This is a genomic window from Streptomyces sp. Wb2n-11 (assembly GCF_001049855.1).
Classification (GTDB): domain Bacteria; phylum Actinomycetota; class Actinomycetes; order Streptomycetales; family Streptomycetaceae; genus Streptomyces; species Streptomyces altiplanensis.
In genome coordinates this window covers 2079144-2105957 of sequence record NZ_CVPB01000001.1, presented here as the reverse complement: position 1 = coordinate 2105957, position 26814 = coordinate 2079144, and the positions used below count along the sequence as shown (strand labels likewise).

Below are 26814 nucleotides of genomic sequence, written 5' to 3'. Positions count from 1 at the left end.
ACGCCGCCGGTAACGCCGGCACCACCACCAGCAACGAGGACGGTGTCATGCAGTCGCGACAGCTCGCCGTGGACGGCGCGTTCGAGTTCCGCCCGAAGGTCTTCACCGACGAACGGGGGCTCTTCGTCTCCCCCTTCCAGGAGACCGCCGCCCGACAGACCCTCGGCCACCCCCTGTTCCCCGTGGCCCAGACCAACCACAGCCGCTCCCGACGCGGATCGATCCGAGGCGCCCACTACACCCTCACGCCCCCGGGCATCGCCAAGTACGTCTACTGCGCCCGTGGCCGTGCCCTGGACATCGTCATCGACGTCCGGGTCGGCTCGCCCACCTACGGCCGCTCGGAGGCCGTCCTGCTCGACCAGGAGGACTTCCGGGCGGTCTACTTCCCGGTGGGGGTGGCCCACGCCTTCGTGGCGCTGGAGGACGACACCGTGATGTCGTACATGCTCTCCGGCGAGTACGTACCGGAGAACGAGCTGGCCCTCTCCGTCTTCGACCCGGCCCTCGACCTGCCGCTGCCGACGGACATCGACCCGGTCATGTCCGAGCGCGACCGGGCCGCGCCCACCCTGGAGACGGCCGAAAAGTCCGGCACGCTCCCCGAGTACCGCAGGTGCCTGGAGATCGAGCGGGCGTTGTGCGGCGGCCCGGCCCGGTGACCGCCGAACGCGAGCCCGCCGTCGCCGTGTTCGGCGCGACGGGCTGCGTGGGCCGCGCGGTGACCGCCGCGTTCGCCCGGGCCGGCCGGCCGGTCGTCGAGGTGGCGCGCCGCCGGCCCCCCGGCCGGGCCGGCGGCCGGTTCCTCGCCCTCGACGCGGCCGCCGCCGACCCCGCCGTACTCGCCGGCCTGCTCGCCGAGGCGGGTGTGGACACCGTGGTCAACGCGGCCGGCGGCTGGGTCACCGGGGAGACGGAGAACGAGCGCGCCCACGTCCTCCTCGTCGAGAACCTGCTCGCCGCGCTCGCCCGGGCACCGAGGCCGCTCCGCCTGGTGCAGATCGGGTCCGTCCACGAGTACGGCCCGCTCCCCGCCGGCATCGCCGCCGACGAGACGCGCGTGCCACGCCCCGTCTCCGCATACGCGCGCACCAAACTCGCCGGCGGCGAGGCCGTGCTCCGGGCCACCCGCGACGGACTCGTGGACGGGGTGGTGCTGCGCGCCGTCAACCTCTGCGGTCCGGACGCGATGGACGTCGGCTTCCTCGGCGCGGCCGTCCGCCGGCTGCACGCCGCCACGCCCGACCGGCCGGCCGAGCTGACCGTCGCCGACGCCCGCCGTGACTTCCTCGACGTACGGGACCTGGCCGGGGCCGTCCTCGCGGCCGCCACCGCCCCCGTGGCCGGACAGATCATCAACGTGGGTCGCGGCGAGGCTGTCCCCATGTCCCACCTGCTCGACCTGCTCATCGCGGCGGCCGGCCTGCCGCCCGGAGCGGTCCGGCTGCGCACCGCGCCCGTCGACTCCCGGGGCGGCGACTGGACCCTGGCCGACCTCGGCCGCGCGGCCCGGCTGCTGGGCTGGTGGCCGACGGTGGACCTGCCCAAATCGATCAAGGACATGTGGGACGCCTCAGGCCCGGACCACTCTGTGGAGCAGCCATGACCGAAGCCACCACGCACCCCGCGCGCCGGCCGCGCGGCTTTGCCCCGCCGCGCGCCGCCACACCCCTCCGCTTCGCCGCCTCGGCGTACGCCCGGGAGGGCGGACTCACCGCGCACTCCACGTTCCACGACTGGTACGCCGAGGCCGGTGAACGCGCCTTCACCCGGGTGGAACGGGTCCCGCTCGACGAGCTGGACGGCTGGGAGACCGACCCGGGCACCGGCAACCTGCGCCACCACACCGGCGGCTTCTTCACTGTGGAGGGCCTGGAGGTACGGATGCCGGCCGGGGCCGTCCCGGCCTGGAGCCAGCCCATCATCAACCAGCCCGAGGTCGGCGTCCTGGGCATCCTGGTCAAGGAGTTCGACGGGGTCCTGCACTGCTTGATGCAGGCCAAGGTCGAACCGGGCAACGCCAACGGCGTGCAGATCTCCCCGACCGTGCAGGCCACCCGCAGCAACTACACCCGCGTCCACGGCGGCCGTCCCGTGCCCTACCTGGACCGGTTCCGGGACCCGGGCCCGCGCGGCCCGCTCGTCGACGTACGCCAGTCCGAACAGGGATCGGCCTTCCACCACAAACGCAACCGGAACATGGTTGTCGAGGTCAACAGGGACGTGGAGGTCCACGACGGCTTCCGCTGGCTGACTCTCGGCCAGCTCCACCGCCTCCTCGCCGAGGACGACCTGGTCAACATGGACGCCCGTACCGTCCTGTCCTGCCTGCCGTTCGCCCACGAGGAGCTGGCCCGGGAGTTCGGGCCGCCCGCCGACGCCTTCCGGGCGGCCCTCTTCCGCTCCTGCGACCCGTACGCCGAGGCCCGGCACCCCATGGGCGCCGTCCTCAGCTGGATCACCGAGGCCCGCACCCGCACCGAGGTCCGTGTCCGCCGCGTCTCGCTGGCCGGCCTGCCCGGCTGGCACCGCACCCCGGAGCGGATCTCCCACACCACCGGTGCCTTCTTCGACGTGATCGGCGTACGGGTGGAGGCCGGCGGCCGGGAGGTGGCCCGCTGGTCCCAGCCGATGATCGAACCGCACGGCACCGGCGTCGTCGCCTTCCTGACCCGGTCCATCGACGGGGTCCTGCACGTCCTGATGAACGCCCGGGTCGAGGCGGGGTACATGGACGTCGTCGAACTGGCGCCCACCGTCCAGTGCACCCCCGCCTCCTACGCACACCTGCCGAGGAGCGCCCGGCCGCGCTTCCTCGACGAGGTGGAGCATCCGGACCCCGCGCGGGTCCGGTTCCACTCCGTCCTCTCGGAGGAGGGCGGACGCTTCCACCACGCGCGCAACCGCTATCTGATCGTCGACACCGACCTCGACGTCCCGCCCGACGATCCCGACTACCGGTGGATGACCGCGCACCAGCTCGTCGAGCTGCTGCGCCACAGTCACTACCTCAACATCCAGGCCCGCAGCTTGGTGGCCTGCCTGCAGAGCCTGCTGATGCCGGGAGAACCGGCGCCGACCGCGGAGAGGAAGGTCCGGACATGAACGCCGCCGCCGACCACGAGGGGAACGTACGACCGGTCACCGGCTGCCGGGTGTGCGGCGCCTCCGACTGGCAGGAGATCGCCTCCTTCGGCGAGGTGCCGCTGGCCAACGCCTTCCTGACACCGGCCGCCTCCTACGAGGACGAACCCGCCTACCCGCTGGGCGTGATCTCCTGTCGCTCCTGCCGGCTGATGAGCGTCACCCACGTCGTCGACCCCGAGGTCCTGTACCGGAGTTACAGCTACGTCACCTCGGACTCCGAGACCATCACCCGCCACATGGAGTTCGTCGCCGCCACCTGCCGGGAACGCGGCGGGCTCGCCCCCGGCGACCTCGTGGTGGAGCTCGGCAGCAACACCGGCCAGCAGCTGGCCGCCTTCGCCCGGGAGGGCGCCCGGGTGCTCGGCGTCGACCCGGCCCGGAACTTGGCGGCCGTCGCCAACGAGCGCGGGACACCGACGCTCCCCGAGTTCTTCACCGCCGCCACCGCCGAGGTGGTCCGCCGCTCCCACGGCCCCGCGCGCCTCATTCTCGGCCGGCATGTCTTCGCCCACATCGACGACCTGGCCGGGGTGCTCGCCGGCGTGCACGCCCTGCTCGCCCCCGACGGGGTCTTCGCCATCGAAGTCCCCTACGCGGTGGACCTTCTGGAGAAGCTCGCCTTCGACACCATCTACCACGAGCACCTGTCGTACTTCCTGGTGCGCACCCTGGACACGCTCTTCACCCGCCACGGCCTGAGCCTCTTCGACGTGAAACGGCTGCCGGTCCACGGCGGCTCGCTCCTGGTCCTGGTCGGCAGGCCCGAGGCGGGGCGCCCCGTCACGGACGCCGTCTCCACCCTGATCGAGGCGGAGGAGCGGGCCGAGCTCGGGAGCGACGCCGGCTACCGGGAGTTCGCCCGGGGCGTGCGGACCATCCGCGAGGAGCTTCCGGCCCTGGTCCGCTCCCTGGTCGCGGAGGGCAACCGGGTGGCCGGCTACGGAGCCTCGGCCAAGGGCACCACGATCCTCAACATCTGCGGCCTGGGGCCGGCCGAGGTGGCCTACTGCACCGACACCACCTCGCTGAAGCAGGGCAAGGTGCTGCCCGGGACGCACATCCCGGTGCGCAGCCCCGAGGACGCCAGGGCCGACCCGCCCGACGTCTACCTGATGCTGGCGTGGAACTACGCGGAGGAGATCCTCCGCAAGGAGGCAAACTTCCTGCGCGCGGGCGGCCGGTTCGTCCTTCCCTTCCCCAAACCGGTGATCGTCTCGGCCGACTCCGTCCGCTGAGCGCTCGGAGGAGGGCAGGGGAGCGGGGACGCGGTACGCGCGAGGCCCGGCGGACGTCACGGAGACGTCCGCCGGGCCTCGCGCCGTCGTCAGGGCCGGTCGTCGCGGGTCACGTACCGCTCGCGCACCCGCCATTCCCCGTCCTCGACGACCAGGACGTCCTCGCACACGCACATGAGCATCAGCTTCGGCGCCTCGTCCCGGCGCGTCGCCACCACCTGTACGTACGAGCGCACCCGCACCGAGCCGTCCGGCTCTGGGTCGCCCACCGCCGCCGTGGTCAGCAGGTGCCGGCGCGCCTCGCCCTCGGCGGCCAGCTCCTCGTGCGCCTTGCGGACCCCGGCCGCGAGGGCGGCGCGTCCGTGGATCGGCTCGGGCAGGGAGGGCGGCGCGAACAGGCCGTCCTCGGTGAAGGTGGCGGCCCACGCTTCGGCCTCACCCGAGTCCAGCAGCTGCATCTGCCGGGCGTGGAACCGCTGGATGCCGGCGCTGAGCGACGCGTCCGGGCCGAGCGACGCGTACGGGGGGCCGACGGTCTCCATCAGGGATCTCCCTCCTCGCCCGCGGGGTCGCGGGTCGCTGCCGCAGATGCTCGCGCGCCCCCTTGGAGCCGGGCTCGTACCCGAACCGGTCCCCGACTCCAGTACGGCTCCACCGTTGTTCCGGCCCCGGTCGGGAGGATGCCCACCCTGACGGCCGCCCCGAGCCCCTGGAGGTGCGATGTGAGGATCGTCGACCTGTCCTCGCCGGTGGACGCGGCGCTCTGGGAACCCGACCCCGTGGAGCACCACGTCCTCACGCCCCGCGAGGGCGCCCTGCACATGAGCGAGGAGATGCGCACCCACTTCGGCATCGACTTCGACCCCGACGAGCTGCCCGACGGCGAGTTCCTCTCCCTCGACCGCCTCACCCTCACCACCCACACCGGCACCCATGTGGACGCGCCCTCCCACTACGGGTCCCGGGCTGGCTACGGCGACGGCGTGCCACGGCACATCGACGCCATGCCGCTGGACTGGTTCCTGCGCCCCGGCATGGTGCTCGACCTCACCGACGCTCCGACGGGCGTGATCGGCGCGGACCGGCTGGAGAAGGAGTTCGCCCGCGTCGGCCGCGCCCCGGACCCGCTGGACATCGTCCTGCTGCACACCGGCGCACAGCGCCACCGGGGCACTCAGCGGTACTTCACCGACTTCGCCGGCCTCGACGGACCCGCTGTCCACCTGCTGCTCGACCTGGGCGTCCGGGTCATCGGCACGGACGCGTTCAGCCTGGACGCCCCCTTCGGCGACATCATCGCCCGCTACCGGGCCACCGGGGACCGCTCGGTGCTCTGGCCCGCGCACATGATCGGCAGGGACCGCGAATACTGCCAGATCGAACGGCTGGCCAACCTGGAGGCGTTGCCCGGCGCGGACGGCTTCCAGGTCTCCTGCTTCCCCGTGAAGATTGCCGGCGCGGGCGCGGGCTGGACCCGCGCGGTCGCACTCGTCGACGTATGAGCCCCACCGGCCCGCGCGTCCGTCGCGGGTCCCTGCCGCCCGATCCCGGGCCCGCACCCGAAGGAGGCCGATGTTCGGTCACGACCTGGCGGAGGTCTACGAGTTGGTCTACCGCTCCCGCGGCAAGGACTGGGCCGAGGAAGCCGCCGAGACCAGCCGGCTGATCAGGGAACGCCTGCCCGCGGCGGACTCCCTGCTGGACGTCGCCTGCGGCACCGGCGCCCACCTGGAGACCTTCGACGGTTTCTTCGGGCACACCGAAGGCCTGGAACTCTCCGCGGCGATGCTGGAGCGCGCTACGGGCAGGCTCCCCGGCGTGCCCCTGCACCAGGGCGACATGCGCGCGTTCGACCTCGGGCGGAGCTTCGACGCCGTGGTCTGCCTCTTCACCGCCATCGGCTACCTGCGGAGTCTCGCGGACATGCGGGCGGCGGTCGCCACCATGGCCCGCCATCTGCGGCCCGGCGGGGTACTCGTCGTCGAACCGTGGTGGTTCCCCGAGCGGTTCCTCGACGGCTACGTGGCCGGCGACCTGGCGAGCGACGAGCACCGGACGGTCGCCCGGATCTCGCACTCGACCCGCGAGGGCCGGACCACGCGCATGGAGGTCCGGTTCGTGATCGGCGAGGCAGGGGGCATCAGGGAGTTCACCGAGGTCGACATCCTCACCCTCTTCACGCGCGAGGAGTACCTGGCCGCCTTCGCGGACGCCGGCTGCCCGGCGGAGTACCTCAGGCCGGAGTGGACGGCGCGCGGCCTCTTCGTCGCGCGCCGCGGCTGAGACGCCGGGAGCCGCGAGGCTCCGGCCCCCGCGGTTCCCGGGCGCGCGCCGCCCGGGAACCGCTCACACGGCCGTGGCGAGCTCGTCGGCGATCGTCATCACATAGCGGCCGTACGCCGAGTTGCCCAGCCGCGCGCCCAGCCGGTGACCGTCCTCCGGAGCGATGAACCCCTTCCGCAGCGCCACCTCCTCGACACACGCGATCCGCACCCCCTGCCGCTCCTCCAGGGTCTGGACGTACTGCGCCGCCTGTAGCAGGGACTCGGGGGTCCCGGTGTCCAGCCAGGCGAAGCCCCGGCCGAGTTCCCGCAGCCGGGCCCTTCCGCGCTCCATGTACAGGCGGTTCAGGTCGGTGATCTCCAACTCGCCACGCGCCGAAGGACGCAGTTCAGCGGCCCGCGCGACGACGTCGTTGTCGTAGAAATAGAGGCCGGTGATCGCGCGGTTGGAGCGGGGCCGGGACGGTTTCTCCTCGATCGAGATCAGCATTCCGTTCGCGTCGGTCTCACCCACTCCGTACCGTTCGGGATCATGTACCTTGTAACCGAACAGAAGGCAGCCCTGTAAATTCTCCCGCTCCTGCCGGAGCACCTCGGAGAAGGAATGCCCATGAAATATGTTGTCGCCGAGCACCAGCGCCACGGAATCGTCGCCGATGTGGTCGGCGCCGATGACGAAGGCCTCCGCGATCCCGTTCGGCTTGGGCTGCTCCGTGTAGTCGATCCGGAGACCCAACTGGCTTCCGTCGCCCAGTAGTCGGCGGAACTGAGGGAGGTCGTGCGGGGTGGAGATGATCAGGATGTCCCGGATGTCGGCCAGCATCAGCACCGAGAGGGGGTAGTAGATCATCGGCTTGTCGCCGACCGGTAAGAGCTGTTTGGAAACGGCCAGTGTGATCGGATACAACCGGCTTCCCGTGCCCCCGGCCAAAATGATTCCTTTCATGGTGGCGATGCTATCCACGTGATATCCGGAGCCACAAGGACGAGAATCCGGCGTCGAGGTGCAATCGAGGTGGATACGAGCGGTATCCGCTGAACTCGGTGCCCATCCGAGCGGAAATGGAGAACGCCTGTGACCATTCGTGTCTGGGGATATCTGGACGAGTACGCGGCAGAACGCGAGGAGATTCTCGACGCGGTCGACACCGTCTTCGGCTCCGGCCGCCTCGTCCTCGCCGACAGCGTCCGGTCGTTCGAGGAGGAGTTCGCCGCCCGGCACGGAGCCCCGCACTGTGTCGGCGTGGACAACGGCACCAACGCCGTCAAACTCGGCCTGGAGGCGCTCGGCGTGGGACCGGGCGACGAGGTGATCACCGTCTCCAACACCGCGGCCCCGACCGTGGTCGCCATCGCCGGCACCGGCGCGACTCCGGTCTTCGTGGACGTCGGCGAGGACTACCTCATGGACGTCCCCCAGGTGGCGGCCGCCATCACCCCGCGCACCCGCTGCCTGCTCCCCGTCCACCTCTACGGCCAGTGCGTCGACATGGCCCCGCTGGAGGAACTGGCCGCGAGGCACGGCCTTGCCGTCCTCGAGGACTGCGCCCAGGCGCACGGCGCCCGCCACCACGGCCGGATCGCCGGGACCATGGGCAAGGCCGCCGCCTTCTCCTTCTACCCGACGAAGGTCCTCGGGGCCTATGGCGACGGCGGCGCCGTCGTCACATCCGACGCGGAGGTGGACGGCGCGCTGCGACGGCTGCGCTACTACGGCATGGAGGAGCGGTACTACGTCACCGCCCTGCCCGGCCACAACAGCCGGCTGGACGAGGTGCAGGCCGAGATCCTCCGCCGCAAACTCCGACGGCTCGACGACTACGTGGCGGCCCGCCGCGAGGTGGCCCGGCGCTACGCCGAGGGGCTCGCCGACACCGACCTGGTCCTCCCCGAGACCGCCCCGGGCAACGAGCACGTCTACTACGTGCATGTCGTGCGCCACCCACGCCGGGACGAGATCATCGAGGCCCTCCGGGAGCGCGACATCGAGCTCAACATCAGCTACCCCTGGCCGATCCACACGATGACCGGCTTCGCGCACCTGGGCTACCGGGAGGGCTCCCTGCCCGTCACCGAACGGCTGGCCCGCGAGATCTTCTCGCTGCCCATGTACCCCTCCCTGACCACGGACGCGCAGGACAGGGTCATCGAGGCTCTGCGCGACGTCCTCAAGACCCTGTCCTGACCGCACGCCCCGGGCGCGCCGCCGCCGTCAGTGCCCCGCGTCGGCGGCCGTCACCGACAGCCGGGCCGTGAACAGCCCGTTCACGCTCCGGCTGAGGGCCCGCAGTGCGGCGGCGTGCGGGGCGAACTCCGGGAGACGTACGGCCCGTTGGAACGACGCCTGGTCCGTCCACACAGCCAGGTTCACATAGCCGGCCGGATCGTCCACCTCCCGCAAGAGGCTGTGCCGGACGAAGCCGGGCTGCCGCGCCATGAAGGCGGAGGTCCGGGCGAACACCTCCTCGAACTCCTCGGCCGTCCCGAGCACGGTGAACCTGTTCACGAAGGTCACCTCGGGATCGTGCCCGGAGGCGCCGGCCGTACCGGCTTCGTCGACAGCGTCGGAACTCTGTTCCTCGTTCGGCATGGGCAGGACCACCCTCGTCTCGTCGTGTCCGTCCGGCGGCCGCGGACGGGTGGCGGCGAGCCTGTCAGCCGTCCGTGGAGGACGTCTCGACACCGGCTGGGCCGTGCCGCGCGCTCACCTGGCGCACACCTCCTCGACCACGGACGCCGGGGCGAGCGTCTCCTCCAGCCGCTCCTTGGCGTACGCCCGGGTCAGGCGGTCGAAAACGTAGCGGCCGACTCCCTCGCCACAACGGTCCGTGGCCAGCAGGTGGTTGTCCGCGAGGACCTCCAGGACGGCCTCCAGTTCCCGCGCCGGCCGGCTCAGCAGCTCCGCGGCCTGGGCCGGGGAGAAGGGCGTCTCGCCCATCATGCTGAGCAGCCGGAAGACCCCCTGCTCGGCATGGGTGAGCCCGGTGTAGCTCGCGTCGAACCGGGACCGTACGTCCAGCTCGCCCAGCCGGGCCACGTCGAGGATCCGCGGCGTCGCGTCGAGCCGGTCGGCCAGCGCCATCAGCGAGAGGCCCGGCCGGGCCGCCAGCCGGCCGCCGACGCAGCGCAGGGCCAGCGGATGGCGGCCCAGCACCTCGACGATCCGCTGCGCGGCCTCCGGTTCCCGCTCCACGCGCTGCCTGCCCGCGAGGACCGAGAGGATCTCCAGGGCCTCCTCCAGGGGCGGCGGGCACAGTTCGACGCGCTCCGCCTCGACCAGCGCGGTCATCCTCCGGCGGCCGGTGACCAGCAGCGCGCAGCGGGGATCGGCGGGCAGCAGGTGTCGAATCTGGGCCGAGTTCGCCACGTCGTCCAGTAGGACCAGCACGCGGCGGCCTGCCGTACGGGACCGGAACAGCGCCCCGCACTCCTCCAGACTCTCCGGCATCCGCGAGGTCGGAACCTCCAGGGCCCGCAGGAAGCCGCGGAGCACCTCGGCGGGGTCGCGCGGACCGGGACAGGAACCGCGCAGGTCCGCGTAGAGCTGCCCGTCGGTGAAGCGCGGGCGGAGCATGTGCGCCAGATGGACGGCCACCGCGCTCTTGCCGACCCCCGGAGGTCCGGTCACCACGCCGATGCGCGCCGCCGTGCCGTCGGCGCCCGGTCCGTCGGGCTCGCGCAGCGCCGCCTCCAGCTCTTTCAGTACGTCGTGCCGGCCGACCAGTCCCGCGAGTCCGGCGGGCAGCTGGGCCGGTGTCCCGATCGACTCCCGGAGTTCGGGGCCGTCGGCGGCGCCGGGAACGGGCGGGGCCTGGTGGGGGGCCAGCGGGCCGGGCCCGAAGATGAGGGAGGGCATGGGCTCGGGTACGGGGACCGGAACCGGGGGCGGCGGCGGGGAGCCGACCGCCGGTGCCGGGTCCATGTCCGGGACGGGAGAAGGCGCGCGGGAAGGGGCGTGGGACGGGGCGGGTTGGGGCCGTGGCCGCCGCGGGGGCTCCAGGGGTTCGGCGGGGGAGTCGGAGAGCAGGGTGTGCTGCAGGCGCGCGAGTTCCTTGCCCGGTTCCAGGCCCAGCTCGTCGATCATCTTCTGGCGCAGGCTCTGGTACACCTCCAGCGCCTCGTGCCGACGGCCGGACCGGTGCAGGGCCAGCATCAGCAGCCCGTGCAGGTGCTCATGGAGCGGGTGAGCCAGTACCAACGACTTGAGCTCGCTGATGAGTTCACGATGCCGGCCGGTCTCCAGGTCGACCTCGATCCGCAGTTCGAGGATGCGGAAGCGCAGCTCCTCCAGGCGGGTCACGTACGAGAAGAGCCGTCCCCCGGTCTCGACGTCGGCGAGCGCGGGCCCGCGCCAGAGGGCCAGGGCGCGACCGAAGCTCTCCGACGCGCCGGCGGAGTCGCCCTGTTGGAGAAGCTTCTGTCCTTCCTCGGCCTGCTCCTCGAATTTGCTGACGTCCAGGCTTGACGCCGGGATGGTCAGGCTGTACCCACCCGGCTGGGTCTGGAGCAGGCTTCCGAGCCCCTGCTTCAGCAGGAGTTTGCGGAACTTGTAGATGTATGTCTGCAGGGTGGTCACCGCGCTCGGGGGCGGGAGTTCGGGCCATAACTCGTCGATCAGCTCCGAGGCCTGCACCACGGTGTTGTGCCGCAGCACGAGCAGCGAGATGACCTGGCGCGGCTTGGGCGCGGTTGGCATGATGTTGCGACCCTGCCAGAGAATTTCGACGGGACCCAAAAGCCGGAACTCCAAGATGTTTCCTCCCGTTTCAGTAATTCCTGCGTAGCCTGTCGTGCTCTCCACGTCTGCCCGCGGTGCTTCGGTCTGGGGCGCGCCGGCGTGGGAATGGGATGGGGACGAAGAAAAGGGGCCCTTGATCGCGTCAATGTGGGTGGGAGGCGCGCGGTAATCGCGCTCCTGCTGTCTCTTTCGCATCGCCTCCCGCCACGGTGCCGTGCTCCGCGTGCGGTAGTGCGCGCGCACTTCGCCGTCGGCTGTGATTACCTCGACTTCACGGTAGATCCTTGAAATCGACTGGTCAATGTCCTCCTGCGGGCGCCCGGGGTCCGGGAGCATCACCGATATCCCGGCCGGAATGTCCATTTTGCGAAACCCGGACTCACGGCCTCTGGGAAAAGTTCCCGAAAGCCGTGTTCGTCTCCGAGTGGCGGATATTCGACCCTTCCGTCGATCTCGCGTTCGACTGGTATTCACCCTTCCAACTGGCGTGTCGAGGCCTGGGGCGTATGCCGGAGGCCGATGCGCCCGGGTACCTCTTCCCGCCACGCGCCGCGCGCCGTTAACCCGCCCAAGGTGCTCGCGGTCTGGTCGAGGTACGTCCCGTCGCACGCCGGAGCCGGGGCAGAGTGCCCGGTCGGAGGGGTGGCCGAGGCCGGCCGAGTCCTCGGTTCGAGTGTTCCTCCAGCGGGATTCGAACGGAGGCGCGTCGCACCGGCCCCCTCGCCCGGCCCGTCCGACACCCTTCCGTCGCCCGTGTCAAGGCTCTCCATGCCCCTCGACGCGCCATTGAGCTGAATGCGAGGCATTCCGCGCACCCTCGCTCCGTGGACATTTCTGTTGAAGCCGACACGGGGCCGTGCTCCGTCATGTGTGGGGCCGAAGGCTCCGGTGGAGGGGGAGGCGGATGAAAACGGCAATTAATCGCCGTGCGGTCATCACGGGAATAGGAATCGTGGCCCCGGGTGCCATCGGGGTGAAGCCGTTCTGGGACCTTCTGACGTCCGGCCGCACCGCCACCCGCACCATCACCGCGTTCGACGCCACCGCCTACCGTTCCCGAATAGCCGCGGAATGTGATTTCGATCCCTCGGCGGAAGGGCTCACACCCCGGCAGATTCGCCGTATGGACCGCGCCGCGCAATTCGCGGTCGTCGCCGCACGGGAAAGCATCGAGGACAGCGGGATCGACCGCGAGGCCCTGGACGGCTCCCGGATCGGAGTGGTCATCGGCAGTGCCGTCGGCTGCACCACGAGTCTCGAGAACGAGTACGCGGTCGTCAGCGACAGCGGCGGCAAGTGGCTGGTCGACCACACCTACGCCGTACCGCACCTCTTCGACTACTTCGTACCCAGCTCCATCGCCGCCGAGGTCGCCCACGACCGCATCGCGGCGGAAGGACCTGTCTCGCTCGTCTCCACGGGGTGCACCTCCGGCCTGGACGCGGTGGGCCGGGCCGCCGATCTGATCGTGGAGGGGGCGGTCGACGTGATGGTGGCCGGCGCCACCGAGGCGCCCATCTCGCCCATCACCGTGGCCTGTTTCGACGCCATTAAGGCCACGAGCCCCGACAACGACCGCCCGGCCGAGGCCTCCCGGCCCTTCGACCGCACCCGCCGGGGCTTCGTCCTCGGCGAGGGGGCCGCGGTCTTCGTCCTGGAGGAAAGGGAGCACGCCCTCCGCCGGGGTGCCGAGGTGTACGCCGAGATCACCGGATTCGCCAGCCGCAGCAACGCCTTCCACATGACCGGTCTGCGGCCCGACGGGCTGGAGATGGCGGAGGCGATCCGGGTCGCGCTCACCGAGGCCCGTACGGAACCGTCCGCGATCGACTACGTCAACGCCCACGGCTCGGGCACCAAGCAGAACGACCGCCACGAGACCGCTGCCTTCAAGCGCAGCCTCGGCGAGGACGCCCGCAGGACGCCGGTCAGCAGCATCAAGTCGATGATCGGCCACTCCCTGGGTGCCATCGGCTCCCTGGAGATCGCCGCCTGCGCCCTCGCGATCCGCCACGACGTGGTCCCGCCGACGGCCAACCTGCGCGAGCCCGACCCGGAGTGCGACCTCGACTACGTACCCCTGGAAGCCCGTCCCCTGCCGGTGGAGAACGTCCTCACGGTCGGCAGCGGATTCGGCGGCTTCCAGAGCGCCATGGTGCTGTCCGGGCCCGACGCGCGTGGACGGTCGGCCGCGTGAGCGCGGACACGGTCGTCACCGGGATGGGGGTGATGGCCCCGACCGGCCTGGGCCACGCCGAGCACTGGACCAACACCCTGCGCGGCGCCTCGGCGATCGGCCCCGTCACACGCTTCGACGCCGAGCGCTACCCCAGCCGGCTGGCCGGCGAGGTGGCGGGCTTCGTACCGGAGGACCATCTGCCCAGCCGCCTCCTGCCCCAGACCGACGACATGACGCGGATGGCCCTGGTCGCCTCCGACTGGGCCCTGGCCGACGCCGAGGTCGACCCCGCCCGGCTGCCGGAGTTCGGAGCGGGAGTCGTCACCGCGGCCTCGGCGGGCGGCTTCGAATTCGGCCACCGGGAGCTGCAGAAGCTCTGGGGCAGCGGCCCCGAACACGTCAGCGCCTACCAGTCCTTCGCCTGGTTCTACGCCGTCAACACCGGCCAGATCTCCATCCGGCACGGGCTGCGCGGCCCGGCGGGTGCCCTGGTCACCGAACAGGCCGGCGGACTCGACGCTCTCGGGCAGGCCCGCCGCCAGCTCCGCCGGGGACAGCCGATGGTCCTCGCCGGGGCCGTGGACGGATCCCCCTGCCCCTGGGGCTGGGTGGCCCACGTCAGCACCGACAGGATGAGCGAGGAGTCCGATCCCACCCGTGCCTACCGTCCCTTCGCCGCCGACGCGGGCGGGTACGTGCCGGGGCAGGGCGGCGCCCTGTTCGTCCTGGAGGACGAGGAGGCCGCCCGGGACCGCGGGGCCGGCCGCCACTACGGGCGGCTGACGGGCTACGCGGCCACCTTCGACCCGCCGCCCGGTTCGGGACGCCCCTCGAACCTGGTGCGGGCGGCGCGGGCCGCCCTCGACGACGCGGAGCTCCGCCCCGAGGAGGTCGACGTCGTCTTCGCCGACGCGGCGGGCGCCCCGGAGGAGGACGCCATCGAGGCCGACGCGCTGCGCGTGCTCTTCGGCCCCCACGGGGTCCCGGTGACCGCGCCCAAGACCATGACCGGCCGCCTCAGCGCCGGCGGCCCCGCACTCGACGTGGCCACGGCCCTGTTGGCGCTGCGCGAGGGCGTCATCCCCCCGACCGTCAACGTCGCGCGACCGCTGCGCGCGTACACCCTCGACCTGGTGACGACGGCGCGCCGGGCTCCGCTCGCCACGGCGCTGATCCTCGCCCGAGGCCAGGGCGGATTCAACTCGGCCCTCGTCGTGACGGGCCCGCGCCGGTCCGGCCGGGCCGCCTCCCACAAGTGACAGAAGAACAGGCGATCATGAAGCAGCTGACGACCGACGAGCTCATGGAGATCATCCGGGACTGCGCCGGCGAGGGCGAGCCGGTCGAGGCCACCGACCGTCCCGAGGACCTCGAATTCGCCGTCCTGGGCTACGACTCCCTGGCTCTGCTGGAGACGCTGAGCAGGCTGGAGCGCGTGTTCGGGGTGGCCATCGAGGATGACGAGTTCGCCCGGGCCAAGACCCCGGCCCAGCTCACCACTCTGGTCAACCGCCTTCTTGCCGAATCCTCCTGACCTGGACCGAGAGGTTGGCCTGGCGAGATGCTCACCGAAGTCACAGCGACCCGCCATGTCACTTCCTTGCGCGAGGGTGGCTCGCTTCCAGGCATCGTCGAGGCCGATGATCTCGGTACCTACGCCGTGCAGGCCCGAGTCCGGGGCTCTGAGCTGAGCTGCCGACTCATGGTGTGGCGCTGACCGGCGACGTTGCCTCTTTCGAGGTCTTTCACGGGCTTTCTGGCTTGCGCGGCTGGAGCTCCCCGGGAACTTCCCGAACGGCCTCGAAACTCCCCAGCCACTCCCCAGCGGGGCGGCCTGGCGAGTGGCGTCGCTCGGACCTCTGCCCCGTGGGCGCACACTCCTTCCTTCAGGCTTGGACCGGGCGGAGTGAGGAGCGTGGCGAGTGGCGATCGGTACGCAGTCGACGGTGCCATCGACCGGCACTGAGTACGCGCAGCCGGTCACGTTCGAGTTGTCGCTGGATGAGGGCTTCGACGTAGGCGGACATGCCGTGCTTGGCGGTGCGTGCCTTGAGGGCGGCGATGGTGCCTTCGTGGAGGGAGACGGAGACCGGGCGACATCAAGCGCGACGATGCGTCCCGCGGGCTGGCGCGCGAGAAGCTGCTCGCGCTGCCTGCCGCCGTGGACCTGTGCTAGCGGGGAAGGCCCTGGCAGCGCCGAAAGAACGAACGTGCTGGTCAGGGCCTCGAACCTCAGCACTCGATGATGTTCACCGCGAGCCCGCCCCGCGCGGTCCCCTTGTACTTCTTCACCGACATGTCCGCACCCTGTCGCACTATGCCTTTGACCTGCATGTTCGGGGGTAGATGAGCTGCCCTGCATGCCATCAGGGACTTCTCAGGGACTTTCGGACGGGAGGGGTCCCGCAGCCAGGCGTCCATCGCGGCGATCCCTCGCTGCCCCGCACCGGGCATGAAGTGAGCGTAGTGGTCGAGGGTGACCTTCGGTGTCGAGTGCCCGAGCCACTTGGACAGGCTGACGACCGACTCGCCGGCCTCCAGCTGCACGCTCGCGTAGGTGTGGCGGAGGACGTGGAACATGTCCTCGCGTGGGGCGGCGTAGAGCAGGACCCGGCGAACCCGGTTGCCGTCGTGCCGTACCTTCTCGCCCACGGGCTTGATCAGCCCGGCGGCGGCGAGCGCACGCTTCCAGCTGCGGTCGTTCCAGGTGCGGTAGTAGATGCGATTGCCGTGCGACGAGGTGAGGATCAGTTCGACCGTGATCGGCTTCCGCTGGCGCTCCTCGAGCGCGGTGGTCGGGGCCTCCGGGTTCCGCCAGGGCAACGTGCAGGAAGTCGACGGGAACCGGCGGAAGTGAGCTCGGGCCCGGAGGGCGAGGTTGGCCGGCAGGGGGACCTCGCGGGTCTTGCGCCCCTTGGGGAGCGAGAAGTAGGGGCGGCCTTTGATGTCCCACCTGAGCTGGCGGCGGATGTGGACGACTCCAGCCGCGAAGTCGAAGTCCTCTTCGGCGAGACCGAACGCTTCGCCTTGGCGCAGCCCGAGGCCGATGCCGAGATCGACCGCGATCTGGTAGCGGTCCTGCAACTCCGCGCGGACGGCGTCGACGACCTCACGTGACCACGCCTTGGCCTTGCTGTCGATTGCTCGTGGGGGCTTGACGCTGTTCTTCGCCTTCATCGGGTTGCGCAGCAGACGCTGGTCGTCGACGGCGCTGCCGAGGATCGAGGACAGGTGTCCCCAGATCACCTCTGCCGTCGACTCTTCGACCCTCGTGAGTAGTGCTGCCTTGAAAGTCCGTAGAGCGGACGCGTCGATCTCACGCAGGGCGTAGTCGCCCACCAACGGGATGATGTGGTTCCAGATGCGGCTGCGCATCGGGTCCGCCGTCGAGGGTTCGTCGGAGCGGCCCGCCCACCAGTACTCGGCGATGTAGTCGGCGACAAGTATCTCGCCCTTGCGGGGATCGACGAACTCACCACGGCTGGAGTCCGTCTTGGCGCTGGCGAGCCACTGCTTCGCGTCCTCGCTGGTGTGGAACGACCGGTCCTGGATGCCGGGAATCCCCTTCACTCGGTAGCGCTTCCCGGTGCCGTAGATCGCGGTCCGCTCCCGCTTCCCGGTCAGCTTGTCGGGGCGCTTCTTCAGCCATCGGTCTTCTATGTAACCCGCCATGACGGGGCCCTCCAGTGGTGCGTGATCATGAGCTGGTCGGTGTTAACGCGATCTGCGGCACGATCCAATCCCCGTGCGGAGAACTTCTTCTCGGGGAGGCCGGACGCGTAAGCCACCGCGCTACTGCATGGCCTTCGAGCGCCGTTGCGGCTTCCGGCTCAGCGGGTCGAGGGCGCGGTTGGAGCGGGAGTCCGCTCGCTCCTGATCGCGGACCCACTCGTCGAGCGCCGTGATCCGGTACATCACGCGCCGTCCCATGCGGAAGCTGGGAGGCCCCTGTCGGCGGTGTCGCCAGACGTACAACGTGTTGGGTGAGATACCGAGGTACTCGGCTGAACCGTTCCGGGTTCTGTGGAGACTTCAGATTGTGGTTGTGACCTGGGGTTCCGCGGTCGTGAGGTAGTAGTTGGTCTCGTATTCGACTGGTGGGATGTGCCCGATCTCACCGTGGAGTCGGCGATGGCAGTACCACTCGATCCACTCGGCGGTGGCGAGTTCGACCTGGGAAAGGGTCTTCCATGGACGTCGAGGCTTGACGAGCTCGGTTTTGAACAGGCCGATCGTGCTCTCCATGAGGGCGTTGTCGTAGGCATCGCCGACCGAGCCGATCGAGGCCGCGATGCCGGCGGCGTCCAGGTGCTCGGCGAGCCGGAAACTCGTATATTGCGACCCGGCATCGGAATGATGTATCAACTCGCCCCGCTGATACGGCTGTTCGTCGCGGTCGCGTTGCCACAGGGCCATGTCCGGGCATTCAGGACGAGCCGTGTCTCCTTCGACAGGGCGGCGGCCCAGCCTACGATCCGGCGGGAGAAGGTGTCCACGACGAACGCGACGTAGACCACTCCCGACCAGGTGCTGACGTGGGTGAAGTCGGCGACCCAGCAGCGGTTCGGGGCCGGTGCGACGAACTTGCGGTCCAGCAGGTCCGGCGCCCGCTCGACGGAGCTGTCCGCCATCGTGGTGATGACCTTCTTCCCGCGCACGGCACCGGTGACGCCGAGCTCGCGCATCAGGCGTTCGACCGTGCACCGGGCCACGACGTGACCCTGGCGGTGCAGCTCGCGCCAGACCTTCCTGGCCCCGTAGACACGGTAGTTGGCCTCGAAGACCTGCCGGATGAGCGGCTTCAGCTCCGCATCGCGGACCGTGCGAGCGGACGGGGCCTGGAGTCGTTTGTGGTGGGCGTAATAGGTGGAGGGGGCGATCTTGCAATCGTGCTCGGTGAGCACGCGGCAGATGGGCTCGACACCGCCGAAGCGGGCCCGGTGCTCGTCGATGAACGCTACGAGCGAGTGTGTGGCCGGTCGAGCTCGGCCGCGAAGAAAGACGCCGCAGCCTTCAGGATGTCGTTCGCCCGCTTCAGCTCGGCAATCTCCTTCTTCATCGCCTTGACCTGCGCGGACTCCTCCGTGGTCGTCCCCGGACGCCGCCCGGAGTCGACCTCGTCCCGCTTCACCCAGTTCCGCAGGGTCTCGGCCGAACCGATCCCGAGTTTCTGGGCGACCGCCCGCAGCGCGGCCGACTCGTTCGGATAGTCACCACGGACCTCGGCGACCATACGGACCGCTCGTTTGCGCAGCTCAACGGGATAAGAGGAGGGACGTGCCATGACTCAATCCTTTCACGGAATCGAGTCTCTACCGAACCCGGAACGGTTCACTTCCCGGGCGCCGTCGTGCGCAAGGATTTGGTCAAGGCCGTCAAAGGCAACGCCATCGTGCCGTCCTACGTGCTGGAGTACCTGCTCGGGCAGTACGCGGCATCCGATGACGAGGCCACCATCCAGGCGGGCATTGACACGGTGCGCAAGATTTTGGCGGACCACTATGTGCACCGGAACCAGTCCGAGCTGGTGAAGTCCACGATCCGCGAGCGGGGGCGGCACCGCGTCATCGACAAGGTCACGGCCACGCTCAACGAGAAGGACGACGTCTATCAGGCTGAGTTCGCCAACCTCGGCATCAAGGGCGTGCTTGTCGAGCCGGCCACGATCAAGGCGCACCCGAAGCTGCTCGTCGGAGGAGTCTGGTGCATCAGCGACATCGAGTACTTCCACAGTGCCGACCCGCGGGTTGTGCCATGGATTCTCGGTTCGATCAAGCCCATCCAGCTGTCGAACTTCGACATCGAGGGCTACCTGGCGGCTCGGCGCGAGTTCACCACCGACGAGTGGATCGACCTGCTCGTGCAGTCCATCGGGTTCAATCCCGAGTTGTTCGGGAGGAGGGCCAAGCTCATCCAGCTCGTGCGGCTCATCCCGTTCGTCGAGCGAAACTACAATCTCGTCGAGCTTGGCCCCAAGGGCACCGGCAAGTCCCACCTCTTCTCAGAGTTCTCGCCCCACGGCATGCTCATCTCCGGTGGCGAGGTCACCGTGCCGAAGCTGTTCGTCAACAACGCCAACGGGCGCATCGGCCTGGTCGGCTACTGGGATGTTGTCGCGTTCGACGAGTTCGCGGGCAAGAAGAAGCGCACCGACAGGGCGCTCGTCGACATCATGAAGAACTACATGGCGAACAAGTCGTTCTCACGCGGTGTCGAGACGCTCGGTGCTGAGGCGTCGATGGTATTCGTCGGAAACACCTCGCACACCGTGCCGTACATGCTCAAACACTCCGACCTGTTCGACGAACTGCCCGAGAGCTACCACGACTCCGCCTACCTCGACCGGCTGCACCACTACATCCCCGGGTGGGAGGTCGACACCATCCGCGGGGAGATGTTCTCGAACGGCTACGGGTTCGTCGTCGACTACATCGCCGAAGTGCTCAAGTCGATGCGCTCCCAGGACTACTCGGACCGCTACCAGCAACACTTCTCGCTCTCGTCTGACATCTCGACGCGTGACCGCGACGGGATCCACAAAACGTTCTCCGGGCTGATGAAGATCCTCTACCCGCACGGGGAGGCAGCGCCCGAGGAGATCGAGGAGATCCTGCGGTTCGCGATCGAGGGGCGCAAGCGAGTCAAGGATCAGATCCTGCGGATCGACTCGACGATGGCCGACGTCAAGTTCGGGTACCTGGACAGAAGCGGAGCCTGGCACACGGTCTCGACTCTGGAGGAGGACGAATACCCGGCGTACTACCACCGCGAGCGCCGCGAAGGTTATGGGGCTGCTGAGGGCGTGATCGAACCGACGGCGGGCGCGGCGGCGCCCGCAGTCCAGGATGGGACTCCGGATGAGCACGCGCAGGCCGTGGTGGCTCCGCTGTTCGAGGGGCACCGTGAGTTCCAGGAAAACCAGCGCGGCGTCTCGTTCGACACGCTGCTCACCCCGTACCTGCGCGGAGCTGGGCAGATTACGATCACAGACCCTTACATTCGCCAGTTCCACCAAGCCCGCAACCTCATGGAACTCATCGAGGGGATCGCCGCCGTCAAGGACGCCGCCGACGAGGTCAACGTCAAGCTCATCACCTCAGAGAGCAGCGACGGCGAGGACAAGGTCCGTAAACAACTTGAGTTCCTGCTCAAGGTTAAGCAGGGCGCAGCAGCCGGCGGCATCAACCTCGACGTCTCGTTCGCCAACACGATCCACGACCGCTCGATCGTCACAGACACTGGCTGGAAGATCCTGCTCGGCCGCGGCCTCGACATCTTCCAGTACCTCACTGGTGATGCATTCGACCTCGCTACCAGGCTCCAGGAATACCGCCAGGTCAAGGCGTTCGGGGTGACCTACATCCGCGAGGGCGAGTGATTGAAGTGCAGCTGCCTGTTCAGGGCTGTGGAGGTCCGACAATGACCTTTGCTCGTCGTTCCCGCTCGTCGACAGCTTCGCTGGCAGCCCAGCGGGAGTCCACCTGGCGGCCCGGTGGCAGACCCACCGGTGGACAACCGGTGGACAGACGCCTTTGGACCGTGCATCACGTGGTAGCACGGGCCAACCAATCGCACATGCTCTAATCAGGCAAAACGTCACCGGACAGCACGACGGGGCACCACGCGACATGATCGCTCATGGTCTCGTAATGCGTAGGTCTCGGGTTCGTCCCGAAGGTGGCTCAGCGAAACCCCAGGACTCACTCGCCGTGACCTGGGGTTTTGTGCTTTCCAAGATTAATCGGTGACCGTCGCCCACCCTTGCCGGGGCGCCCTGACTGCCGCCGGTGGACAATCGGTGGACAGGTGTGTAGCGGGCGTGCAGAGCGGTGGACAGCAGGGTGTCCGCCGCTGAGTGGGGCCGCGTGTTCTCGGGTGGGTCGCGCAGCGCGCCTCGGCGCCATCTAACCGCGGCTTCGAGGAATTCGCAGGGTGACCCAGATGGTGTGGCAATTGGCGCGGCCCTTGAAGTTCTAATGCTTCATGGGTCCGTATTGCCACCCGTGCTTTTCGGCTTTATCGCGAAGAATGCTGGCGCGCCTCTGCTGGAGTTTCTTCGAATCAATCAGTTTGTAATCGACGTACGCATGGGCAGGTGGGCGGGTTTCTCCGTCGTCAACTTGGGCATCGTCAATGACTCTTAGGCCGGCTTCGTTAACTTCGCCTACCTCTACACAGAAAACGCCGACCGAGGCGTAACCCAACGTCCCGGTGTGATGCTGGTGCGCTGCTTCAGGGGTGACCAATGATGACCTTGTCACCGATACTTCACCGGTATCCTTAGGTGTGGGTCGAAAGAGTTGGCTACTGACCCGGCCGTCGTGGACCCAGCTAGGATTCACTTGGCGCCAAAGTTTCTCGTCCTGGGTCGATATTTCAAGCTCGCCGGGCCGAAGATTTGGGCCGTCAGTCGCCATACTGGGTGATCCCCCCGGTCACGAATTCTGTGATGCTTTCCAGGTTCCGCCAGTGGAACGTCTTAATGCTGTCAGTATCGTCTTCCTTCGAAAAGGCATATACGTCCACCTTTTCCTCTGGGAGAATTACTAGCGTGACCTCACCTCGGGTGAAAGGCCACTCTAGCTGGACTCCGCCCTCCTCGGTCGGGTAAATGTATGGGCGCTCGACCTGTGCATCAAGGAGTTCAAGGAGAATGGACTCGACTTGGCGCAGTAGTTTTCTGCTTACTTCCTTGCCGATGCCATCGAGCCAGCCATTTTCGAAATTCTGCAATGTCAGGAGACGTTCTGACCACTCAGGTGGCAGAACCGGTTCGATCGACAGAATGTCCTGAATCTCGATATAGTCGCCATCTAGTGACTGAATTGCTACGGCGTTAACGGAGACCGTGGGGGCCATTGTTGATCGATCTAGGTATTGCTTAAGGTCCACGACGATGTCGTCGGAGGAGAAGCGCCCCAGTACTTGTTTCCCGCTAGATAGGCGGAAATCGAATGTGCCCTTTTCTGCGTTTACTCCGATGACCTGCCCTGCGATGAGCGTTTCAATCTCGAATCGCTCAAGGCGCGCCTTCTCGTGAATCAATCGGCGGACTGATTGCGAGTAGATCACTTCGGATGGGCTGCCACTGTCGAAGACGATTGATTCGTCATCCTGCAAGCTGCGTCCGAATCGTGAGAATTCGCGAAGTGCGTGCGGCGGGAAGGTTCGCGGAATGCCGGATCCGGACTGGATAGAGCGCAAAGTGTCTTGAATTAGGATGCGTGCCTCGTCGAAGATGCCTGAGTCCTCATCGAAGAGGGTGTCAGTCTCATTGGTGGCACGCTCAAGAATGGGCACCACGCTTCCGGCCTGGATGTCCGAAAGGCGGAGAGAGAAAGAGGACGCGAAACCCCTAGGCACCCTCTGTCGCGTGGCGTGTCGCTGCTTGTACAACCCGCGTGCCACGTCGACCACGAGACGCTCATACCTGGCGAACTCTGCCAAGACCTCAACGGGCAAACCCTGTTGCTCGTAGCGGCCACCTCGAAGGCGCCAAGATCCAAAAGTGCGACGATCCGTCCCCATGTCCCCCACCCTACTGAGACGGCACCTTCCCCATGACGTCCACACTTGAGTAGAGCGATTTTCCTCCCTACTGGCTCCAGAAGCAATCGGGTTGCAGCTCTCTGTCTTTAGCGATTGGGACACGGCGGTTAGAGGCCGAGACCAGCAGCACCGTGGTCTCGGTACCTGCTCCGCCCGGGAGCGTGCGCCGCCGCCCGCATGGGTGCGAGTAGGCGCCTGTCCAGCCGTTCGGTGCGAGGGGCGGACGGTGGCGGATGCTCGCGGAGCGAGACCGGACAACTCGTAATGCGTAGGTTTCGCTACCTGGCGTGTACCCACTGCACCACTACCTGAGTCGGCCGCAAGAGCGCCAGATCAGCCTGGAAGTTGGCCTACCGCAACGGCGATCAGCCAAGTCCTACAGGGACATCCCAGGGACTTTTCAGGGACTTTCACGTCTGTCTCGGGGAGGTTTCGGGGACTTTCCGCCAGATAAGCGAGGAAGGCCCTGACAGCGCTGAAAGAAGGAAACGCGCTGGTCAGGGCCTATGGCATCAGCACTCGATGATGTTCACCGCGAGCCCGCCCCGGGCCGTCTCCTTGTACTTCACGGACATGTCCGCGCCGGTCTCCTTCATGGTCTTGATGACCTTGTCCAGGGAGACCTTGTGGCTGCCGTCGCCCCGCATCGCCATCTTCGCCGCGGTGACGGCCTTGACCGCCGCCATGCCGTTGCGCTCGATGCACGGGATCTGGACCAGGCCGCCGACCGGGTCGCAGGTCAGGCCCAGGTTGTGCTCCATGCCGATCTCGGCCGCGTTCTCGACCTGCTCGGGGGTGCCGCCGAGGACCTCGGCCAGCGCGCCGGCCGCCATCGAGCAGGCGGAGCCGACCTCGCCCTGGCAGCCGACCTCGGCGCCGGAGATCGAGGCGTTCTCCTTGAAGAGCATGCCGATCGCGCCCGCGGAGAGCAGGAAGCGGACCACGCCCTCCTCGTCCGCGCCCGGTACGAAGTTCATGTAGTAGTGCAAAACGGCTGGGATGATGCCGGCGGCGCCGTTCGTCGGGGCGGTGACGACGCGGCCGCCCGCGGCGTTCTCCTCGTTGACCGCCATCGCGTAGAGCGTGATCCACTCCATCGACAGGGCCAGCGGGTCGCCCTCGGAGCGAAGCTTGCGGGCGGTGTTCGCGGCGCGCCGGCGTACCTTCAGACCGCCGGGCAGGATGCCCTCCTGGGACATGCCGCGCGCGACGCAGTCCTGCATGGCCCGCCAGATCTCCAGCAGCCCCTCGCGGATCTCGGGCTCCGTCCGCCAGGCCTTCTCGTTCTCCAGCATCAGGGCGGAGATCGACAGGCCGGTCTCCCGGGCCAGGCGCAGCAGCTCGTCACCGGTGCGGAAGGGGTACTTCAGCGCGGTGTCGTCGAGCTTGATCCGGTCCTCGCCGACCGCGTCCTCGTCGACGACGAAACCACCGCCCACCGAGTAGTACGTCTTCTCCAGCAGCGGCGCGCCCTGGGCGTCGTACGCCCACAGGGTCATGCCGTTGGCGTGGTACGGGAGGGCCTTGCGGCGGTGCAGGACCAGGTCCTCGTCGAAGTCGAAGCCGATCTCGTGCGCACCGAGCAGATTGATGCGCCGGTCCGCCTTGATCCGCTCGACCCGGTCGTCGGCGGTCTCGACGTCGACCGTGCGCGGGGAGTTCCCCTCCAGGCCGAGCAGCACGGCCTTCGGGGTGCCGTGGCCGTGACCGGTCGCCCCGAGCGAGCCGAACAGCTCGGCGCGTATCGAGGTGGTGTGGGCCATCAGGCCGTCGTTCTTGAGGCGCCCCGCGAAGAGCCGGGCGGCGCGCATCGGCCCGACCGTATGAGAGCTGGAGGGTCCGATGCCGATCGAGAACAGGTCGAAGACCGAGATGGCCACGGGGGACTCCTAAGGGTGGGTAGACGCCGTTGTCTGCCGGGGGTGGTGCAGATGATCAATGGCGGGTACAAGGTGCGGGGCACCGCACTCACTGTTCAGTGTGCGCGGTGCCCCGAATTTCAGTCTGTGCCGTACGTAACTACTTCAGACCAGGGTAAAGCGGGTGCTTGCCGGCCAGGGCGGTCACCCGGGCGGACAGGGCCTCGGCGTCGTACGACGGCTTCAGCGCTTCGGCGATGATGTCCGCGACCTCGGCGAAGTCCTCGGCCTGGAAACCGCGGGTGGCCAGGGCCGGCGTACCGATCCGCAGACCCGAGGTGACCATCGGGGGCCGGGGGTCGTTCGGGATGGCGTTGCGGTTGACCGTGATGCCGAGACCGTGGAGACGGTCCTCGGCCTGCTGGCCGTCGAGCTCGGAGTTCCGCAGGTCGACGAGGACCAGGTGGACGTCCGTGCCGCCGGTGAGGACGGACACGCCGTGCTCGGTGACGTCGGGCTGCACCAGACGCTCGGCCAGGACGCGGGCGCCGTCCAGGGTGCGCTGCTGGCGCTCCTTGAACTCCTCGCTCGCGGCCACCTTGAAGGACACGGCCTTGGCGGCGATGACGTGCTCCAGCGGGCCGCCCTGCTGACCGGGGAAGACCGCCGAGTTGATCTTCTTGGCGAGCTCGGCGGTGGAGAGGATGACTCCGCCGCGCGGGCCGCCGAGGGTCTTGTGCGTGGTCGTGGTGACGACGTGGGCGTGCGGCACCGGGTTGGGGTGCAGGCCCGCGGCGACCAGGCCGGCGAAGTGCGCCATGTCGACCATGAGGTACGCGCCGACCTCGTCCGCGATGCGGCGGAAGGCGGCGAAGTCCAGCTGACGCGGGTACGCGGACCAGCCGGCCACGATCAGCTTCGGCTTGGACTCCTTGGCGAGGCGCTCGACCTCGGCCATGTCGACCTCGCCGGTGGCGTCGTCCACGTGGTAAGCGACCACGTCGTAGAGCTTGCCGGAGAAGTTGATCTTCATGCCGTGGGTCAGGTGACCGCCGTGGGCCAGGTTCAGGCCCATGATCGTGTCGCCGGGCTTCAGCAGCGCGAACATCGCCGCCGCGTTGGCCTGGGCGCCCGAGTGCGGCTGTACGTTCGCGTGCTCGGCGCCGAAGAGCGCCTTGATGCGGTCGATGGCGATCTGCTCGACCACGTCGACGTGCTCGCAGCCGCCGTAGTAGCGGCGGCCCGGGTAGCCCTCGGCGTACTTGTTGGTGAGGACGGAGCCCTGCGCCTCCATGACCGCGACCGGAGCGAAGTTCTCCGAGGCGATCATTTCGAGGGTGGACTGCTGGCGGAGCAGCTCGGCGTCGACGGCGGCGGCGACGTCCGGGTCGAGCTCATGGAGGGGAGTGTTGAGAAGCGTCATCACGGTCCCGTTCGAGGTCTTAGTTGCCGGAGGAGAAGGCGTCGTACTCGTCGGCGGAGAGCAGGTCGGCCGGCTCCTCCGCGACGCGCACCTTGAAGAGCCAGCCGCCCTCGAAGGGGGCGGAATTCACCAGCGACGGGTCGTCCACGACGTCCTGGTTGGACTCGACGACCTCACCGGTCACCGGGGAGTACAGGTCGCTGACCGACTTGGTCGACTCCAGCTCGCCGCAGGTCTCGCCCGCGGTCACCGTGTCGCCGACCTCCGGGAGCTGGGCGTAGACGACGTCACCGAGCGCGTTGGCCGCGAACTCCGTGATACCGACCGTCGCGACGCCGTCCTCGGCGGTCGACAGCCACTCGTGCTCCTTGCTGTAACGCAGCTGCTGGGGGTTGCTCATGA

Annotated in this window: 20 protein-coding genes and 2 pseudogenes; 11 read left to right on the top strand and 11 right to left on the bottom strand. The window is 68.6% G+C overall.

The features are described 5' to 3' along the window. Positions 1 to 47 precede the first annotated feature (47 nt). Genes BN1555_RS09250 through BN1555_RS09235 form a run of 4 tightly spaced genes read left to right on the top strand, consistent with a single transcriptional unit; the run spans position 48 to position 4382 of the window. Positions 48 to 662 (top strand): dTDP-4-dehydrorhamnose 3,5-epimerase family protein, encoded by a 615-nt coding sequence (locus BN1555_RS09250; RefSeq protein WP_093798919.1) that lies wholly within the window; start codon positions 48 to 50, stop codon positions 660 to 662. After that, positions 659 to 1606 carry an NAD-dependent epimerase/dehydratase family protein gene (locus tag BN1555_RS09245; protein WP_093803297.1) on the top strand — a complete coding sequence of 316 codons (948 nt, stop codon included), beginning with the start codon at positions 659 to 661 and terminating at the stop codon, positions 1604 to 1606. The genes BN1555_RS09250 and BN1555_RS09245 overlap by 4 nt, the downstream gene beginning before the upstream one ends. Next, the gene (locus BN1555_RS09240) at positions 1603 to 3105 is read left to right on the top strand and encodes an NDP-hexose 2,3-dehydratase family protein (RefSeq protein ID WP_093798918.1); all 1503 of its coding nucleotides are present in this window, start codon (positions 1603 to 1605) and stop codon (positions 3103 to 3105) included. The genes BN1555_RS09245 and BN1555_RS09240 overlap by 4 nt, the downstream gene beginning before the upstream one ends. Next, positions 3102 to 4382, top strand: coding sequence for a class I SAM-dependent methyltransferase (locus BN1555_RS09235; RefSeq protein WP_093798917.1), 1281 nt, complete (start codon positions 3102 to 3104; stop codon positions 4380 to 4382). Before BN1555_RS09240 ends, BN1555_RS09235 begins: the two co-directional genes overlap by 4 nt. A gap of 89 nt (positions 4383 to 4471) precedes the next feature. Here the strand turns inward: BN1555_RS09235 and BN1555_RS09230 are convergent, their stop codons facing one another. Next, the gene (locus BN1555_RS09230; RefSeq protein WP_093798916.1) at positions 4472 to 4924 is read right to left on the bottom strand and encodes a nuclear transport factor 2 family protein; all 453 of its coding nucleotides are present in this window, start codon (positions 4922 to 4924) and stop codon (positions 4472 to 4474) included. 180 nt (positions 4925 to 5104) lie between these two features. Between BN1555_RS09230 and BN1555_RS09225 the strand changes: the two genes are divergently transcribed. After that, positions 5105 to 5884 (top strand): cyclase family protein, encoded by a 780-nt coding sequence (locus tag BN1555_RS09225; protein ID WP_093798915.1) that lies wholly within the window; start codon positions 5105 to 5107, stop codon positions 5882 to 5884. Positions 5885 to 5954: 70 nt separating this feature from the next. Further along, on the top strand, positions 5955 to 6665 hold the full coding sequence (locus tag BN1555_RS09220) for a class I SAM-dependent methyltransferase (RefSeq protein WP_093798914.1): 711 nt from the start codon (positions 5955 to 5957) through the stop codon (positions 6663 to 6665). A gap of 63 nt (positions 6666 to 6728) precedes the next feature. Here BN1555_RS09220 and rfbA read toward each other — a convergent pair whose 3' ends face one another. Next, on the bottom strand, positions 6729 to 7610 hold the full coding sequence (gene rfbA, locus BN1555_RS09215) for a glucose-1-phosphate thymidylyltransferase RfbA (RefSeq protein WP_093798913.1): 882 nt from the start codon (positions 7608 to 7610) through the stop codon (positions 6729 to 6731). A gap of 129 nt (positions 7611 to 7739) precedes the next feature. Here rfbA and BN1555_RS09210 point away from each other — a divergent pair, with 129 nt between their 5' ends. Then, complete coding sequence (locus tag BN1555_RS09210) at positions 7740 to 8849, top strand: DegT/DnrJ/EryC1/StrS family aminotransferase (protein ID WP_093798912.1); 1110 nt, start codon at positions 7740 to 7742, stop codon at positions 8847 to 8849. A gap of 27 nt (positions 8850 to 8876) precedes the next feature. On the opposite strand, the gene BN1555_RS09205 is transcribed toward BN1555_RS09210, so the two are convergent. Together BN1555_RS09205 and BN1555_RS41300 are read right to left on the bottom strand one after the other, a co-directional pair. Next, positions 8877 to 9254, bottom strand: a complete 378-nt coding sequence (locus BN1555_RS09205; protein WP_093803296.1) for an antibiotic biosynthesis monooxygenase family protein — start codon at positions 9252 to 9254, stop codon at positions 8877 to 8879. Between the two features lie 114 nt (positions 9255 to 9368). After that, entirely contained in the window at positions 9369 to 11360 is a 1992-nt protein-coding gene (locus BN1555_RS41300; RefSeq protein ID WP_176710003.1) for an AfsR/SARP family transcriptional regulator, read from the bottom strand. Positions 11361 to 12306: 946 nt separating this feature from the next. On the opposite strand from BN1555_RS41300, the gene BN1555_RS09195 reads away from it, so the two are divergent. The 3 genes from BN1555_RS09195 to BN1555_RS09185 are packed head-to-tail and all read left to right on the top strand — an operon-like array spanning position 12307 to position 15115. Continuing rightward, on the top strand, positions 12307 to 13599 hold the full coding sequence (locus BN1555_RS09195; protein WP_093798910.1) for a beta-ketoacyl-[acyl-carrier-protein] synthase family protein: 1293 nt from the start codon (positions 12307 to 12309) through the stop codon (positions 13597 to 13599). Continuing rightward, the gene (locus BN1555_RS09190; protein ID WP_304364346.1) at positions 13596 to 14840 is read left to right on the top strand and encodes a ketosynthase chain-length factor; all 1245 of its coding nucleotides are present in this window, start codon (positions 13596 to 13598) and stop codon (positions 14838 to 14840) included. The genes BN1555_RS09195 and BN1555_RS09190 overlap by 4 nt, the downstream gene beginning before the upstream one ends. 17 nt (positions 14841 to 14857) lie before the next feature. Further along, positions 14858 to 15115 carry an acyl carrier protein gene (locus tag BN1555_RS09185; protein ID WP_093798909.1) on the top strand — a complete coding sequence of 86 codons (258 nt, stop codon included), beginning with the start codon at positions 14858 to 14860 and terminating at the stop codon, positions 15113 to 15115. 698 nt (positions 15116 to 15813) lie between these two features. Here the strand turns inward: BN1555_RS09185 and BN1555_RS09180 are convergent. From BN1555_RS09180 to BN1555_RS09170, 3 genes and pseudogenes are all read right to left on the bottom strand, one after another. Continuing rightward, positions 15814 to 17253 carry a tyrosine-type recombinase/integrase gene (locus tag BN1555_RS09180; protein ID WP_107081070.1) on the bottom strand — a complete coding sequence of 480 codons (1440 nt, stop codon included), beginning with the start codon at positions 17251 to 17253 and terminating at the stop codon, positions 15814 to 15816. A 120-nt stretch (positions 17254 to 17373) separates the two neighbouring features. After that, positions 17374 to 17574: pseudogene (locus BN1555_RS09175) on the bottom strand (helix-turn-helix transcriptional regulator); the annotation flags it as partial. Positions 17575 to 17613: 39 nt separating this feature from the next. Continuing rightward, positions 17614 to 18865: pseudogene (locus BN1555_RS09170) on the bottom strand (IS3 family transposase). Between the two features lie 6 nt (positions 18866 to 18871). Between BN1555_RS09170 and brxL the strand changes: the two are divergent. After that, positions 18872 to 20959, top strand: a complete 2088-nt coding sequence (brxL, locus tag BN1555_RS09165; protein WP_093803293.1) for a BREX system Lon protease-like protein BrxL — start codon at positions 18872 to 18874, stop codon at positions 20957 to 20959. A gap of 1028 nt (positions 20960 to 21987) precedes the next feature. Here the strand turns inward: brxL and BN1555_RS09160 are convergent. The 4 genes from BN1555_RS09160 to gcvH form a co-directional block, all read right to left on the bottom strand. Beyond that, a complete protein-coding gene (locus BN1555_RS09160) occupies positions 21988 to 22884 on the bottom strand; it encodes a hypothetical protein (RefSeq protein ID WP_176710002.1) in 897 nt (298 codons plus the stop codon). A 758-nt stretch (positions 22885 to 23642) separates the two neighbouring features. Next, positions 23643 to 25010 (bottom strand): L-serine ammonia-lyase, encoded by a 1368-nt coding sequence (locus BN1555_RS09155; protein WP_093798906.1) that lies wholly within the window; start codon positions 25008 to 25010, stop codon positions 23643 to 23645. Between the two features lie 139 nt (positions 25011 to 25149). Next, positions 25150 to 26412 (bottom strand): serine hydroxymethyltransferase, encoded by a 1263-nt coding sequence (gene glyA / locus BN1555_RS09150; protein ID WP_093798905.1) that lies wholly within the window; start codon positions 26410 to 26412, stop codon positions 25150 to 25152. A gap of 19 nt (positions 26413 to 26431) precedes the next feature. Continuing rightward, positions 26432 to 26812 carry a glycine cleavage system protein GcvH gene (gene gcvH / locus BN1555_RS09145; RefSeq protein ID WP_093798904.1) on the bottom strand — a complete coding sequence of 127 codons (381 nt, stop codon included), beginning with the start codon at positions 26810 to 26812 and terminating at the stop codon, positions 26432 to 26434. Positions 26813 to 26814: the final 2 nt, after the last annotated feature.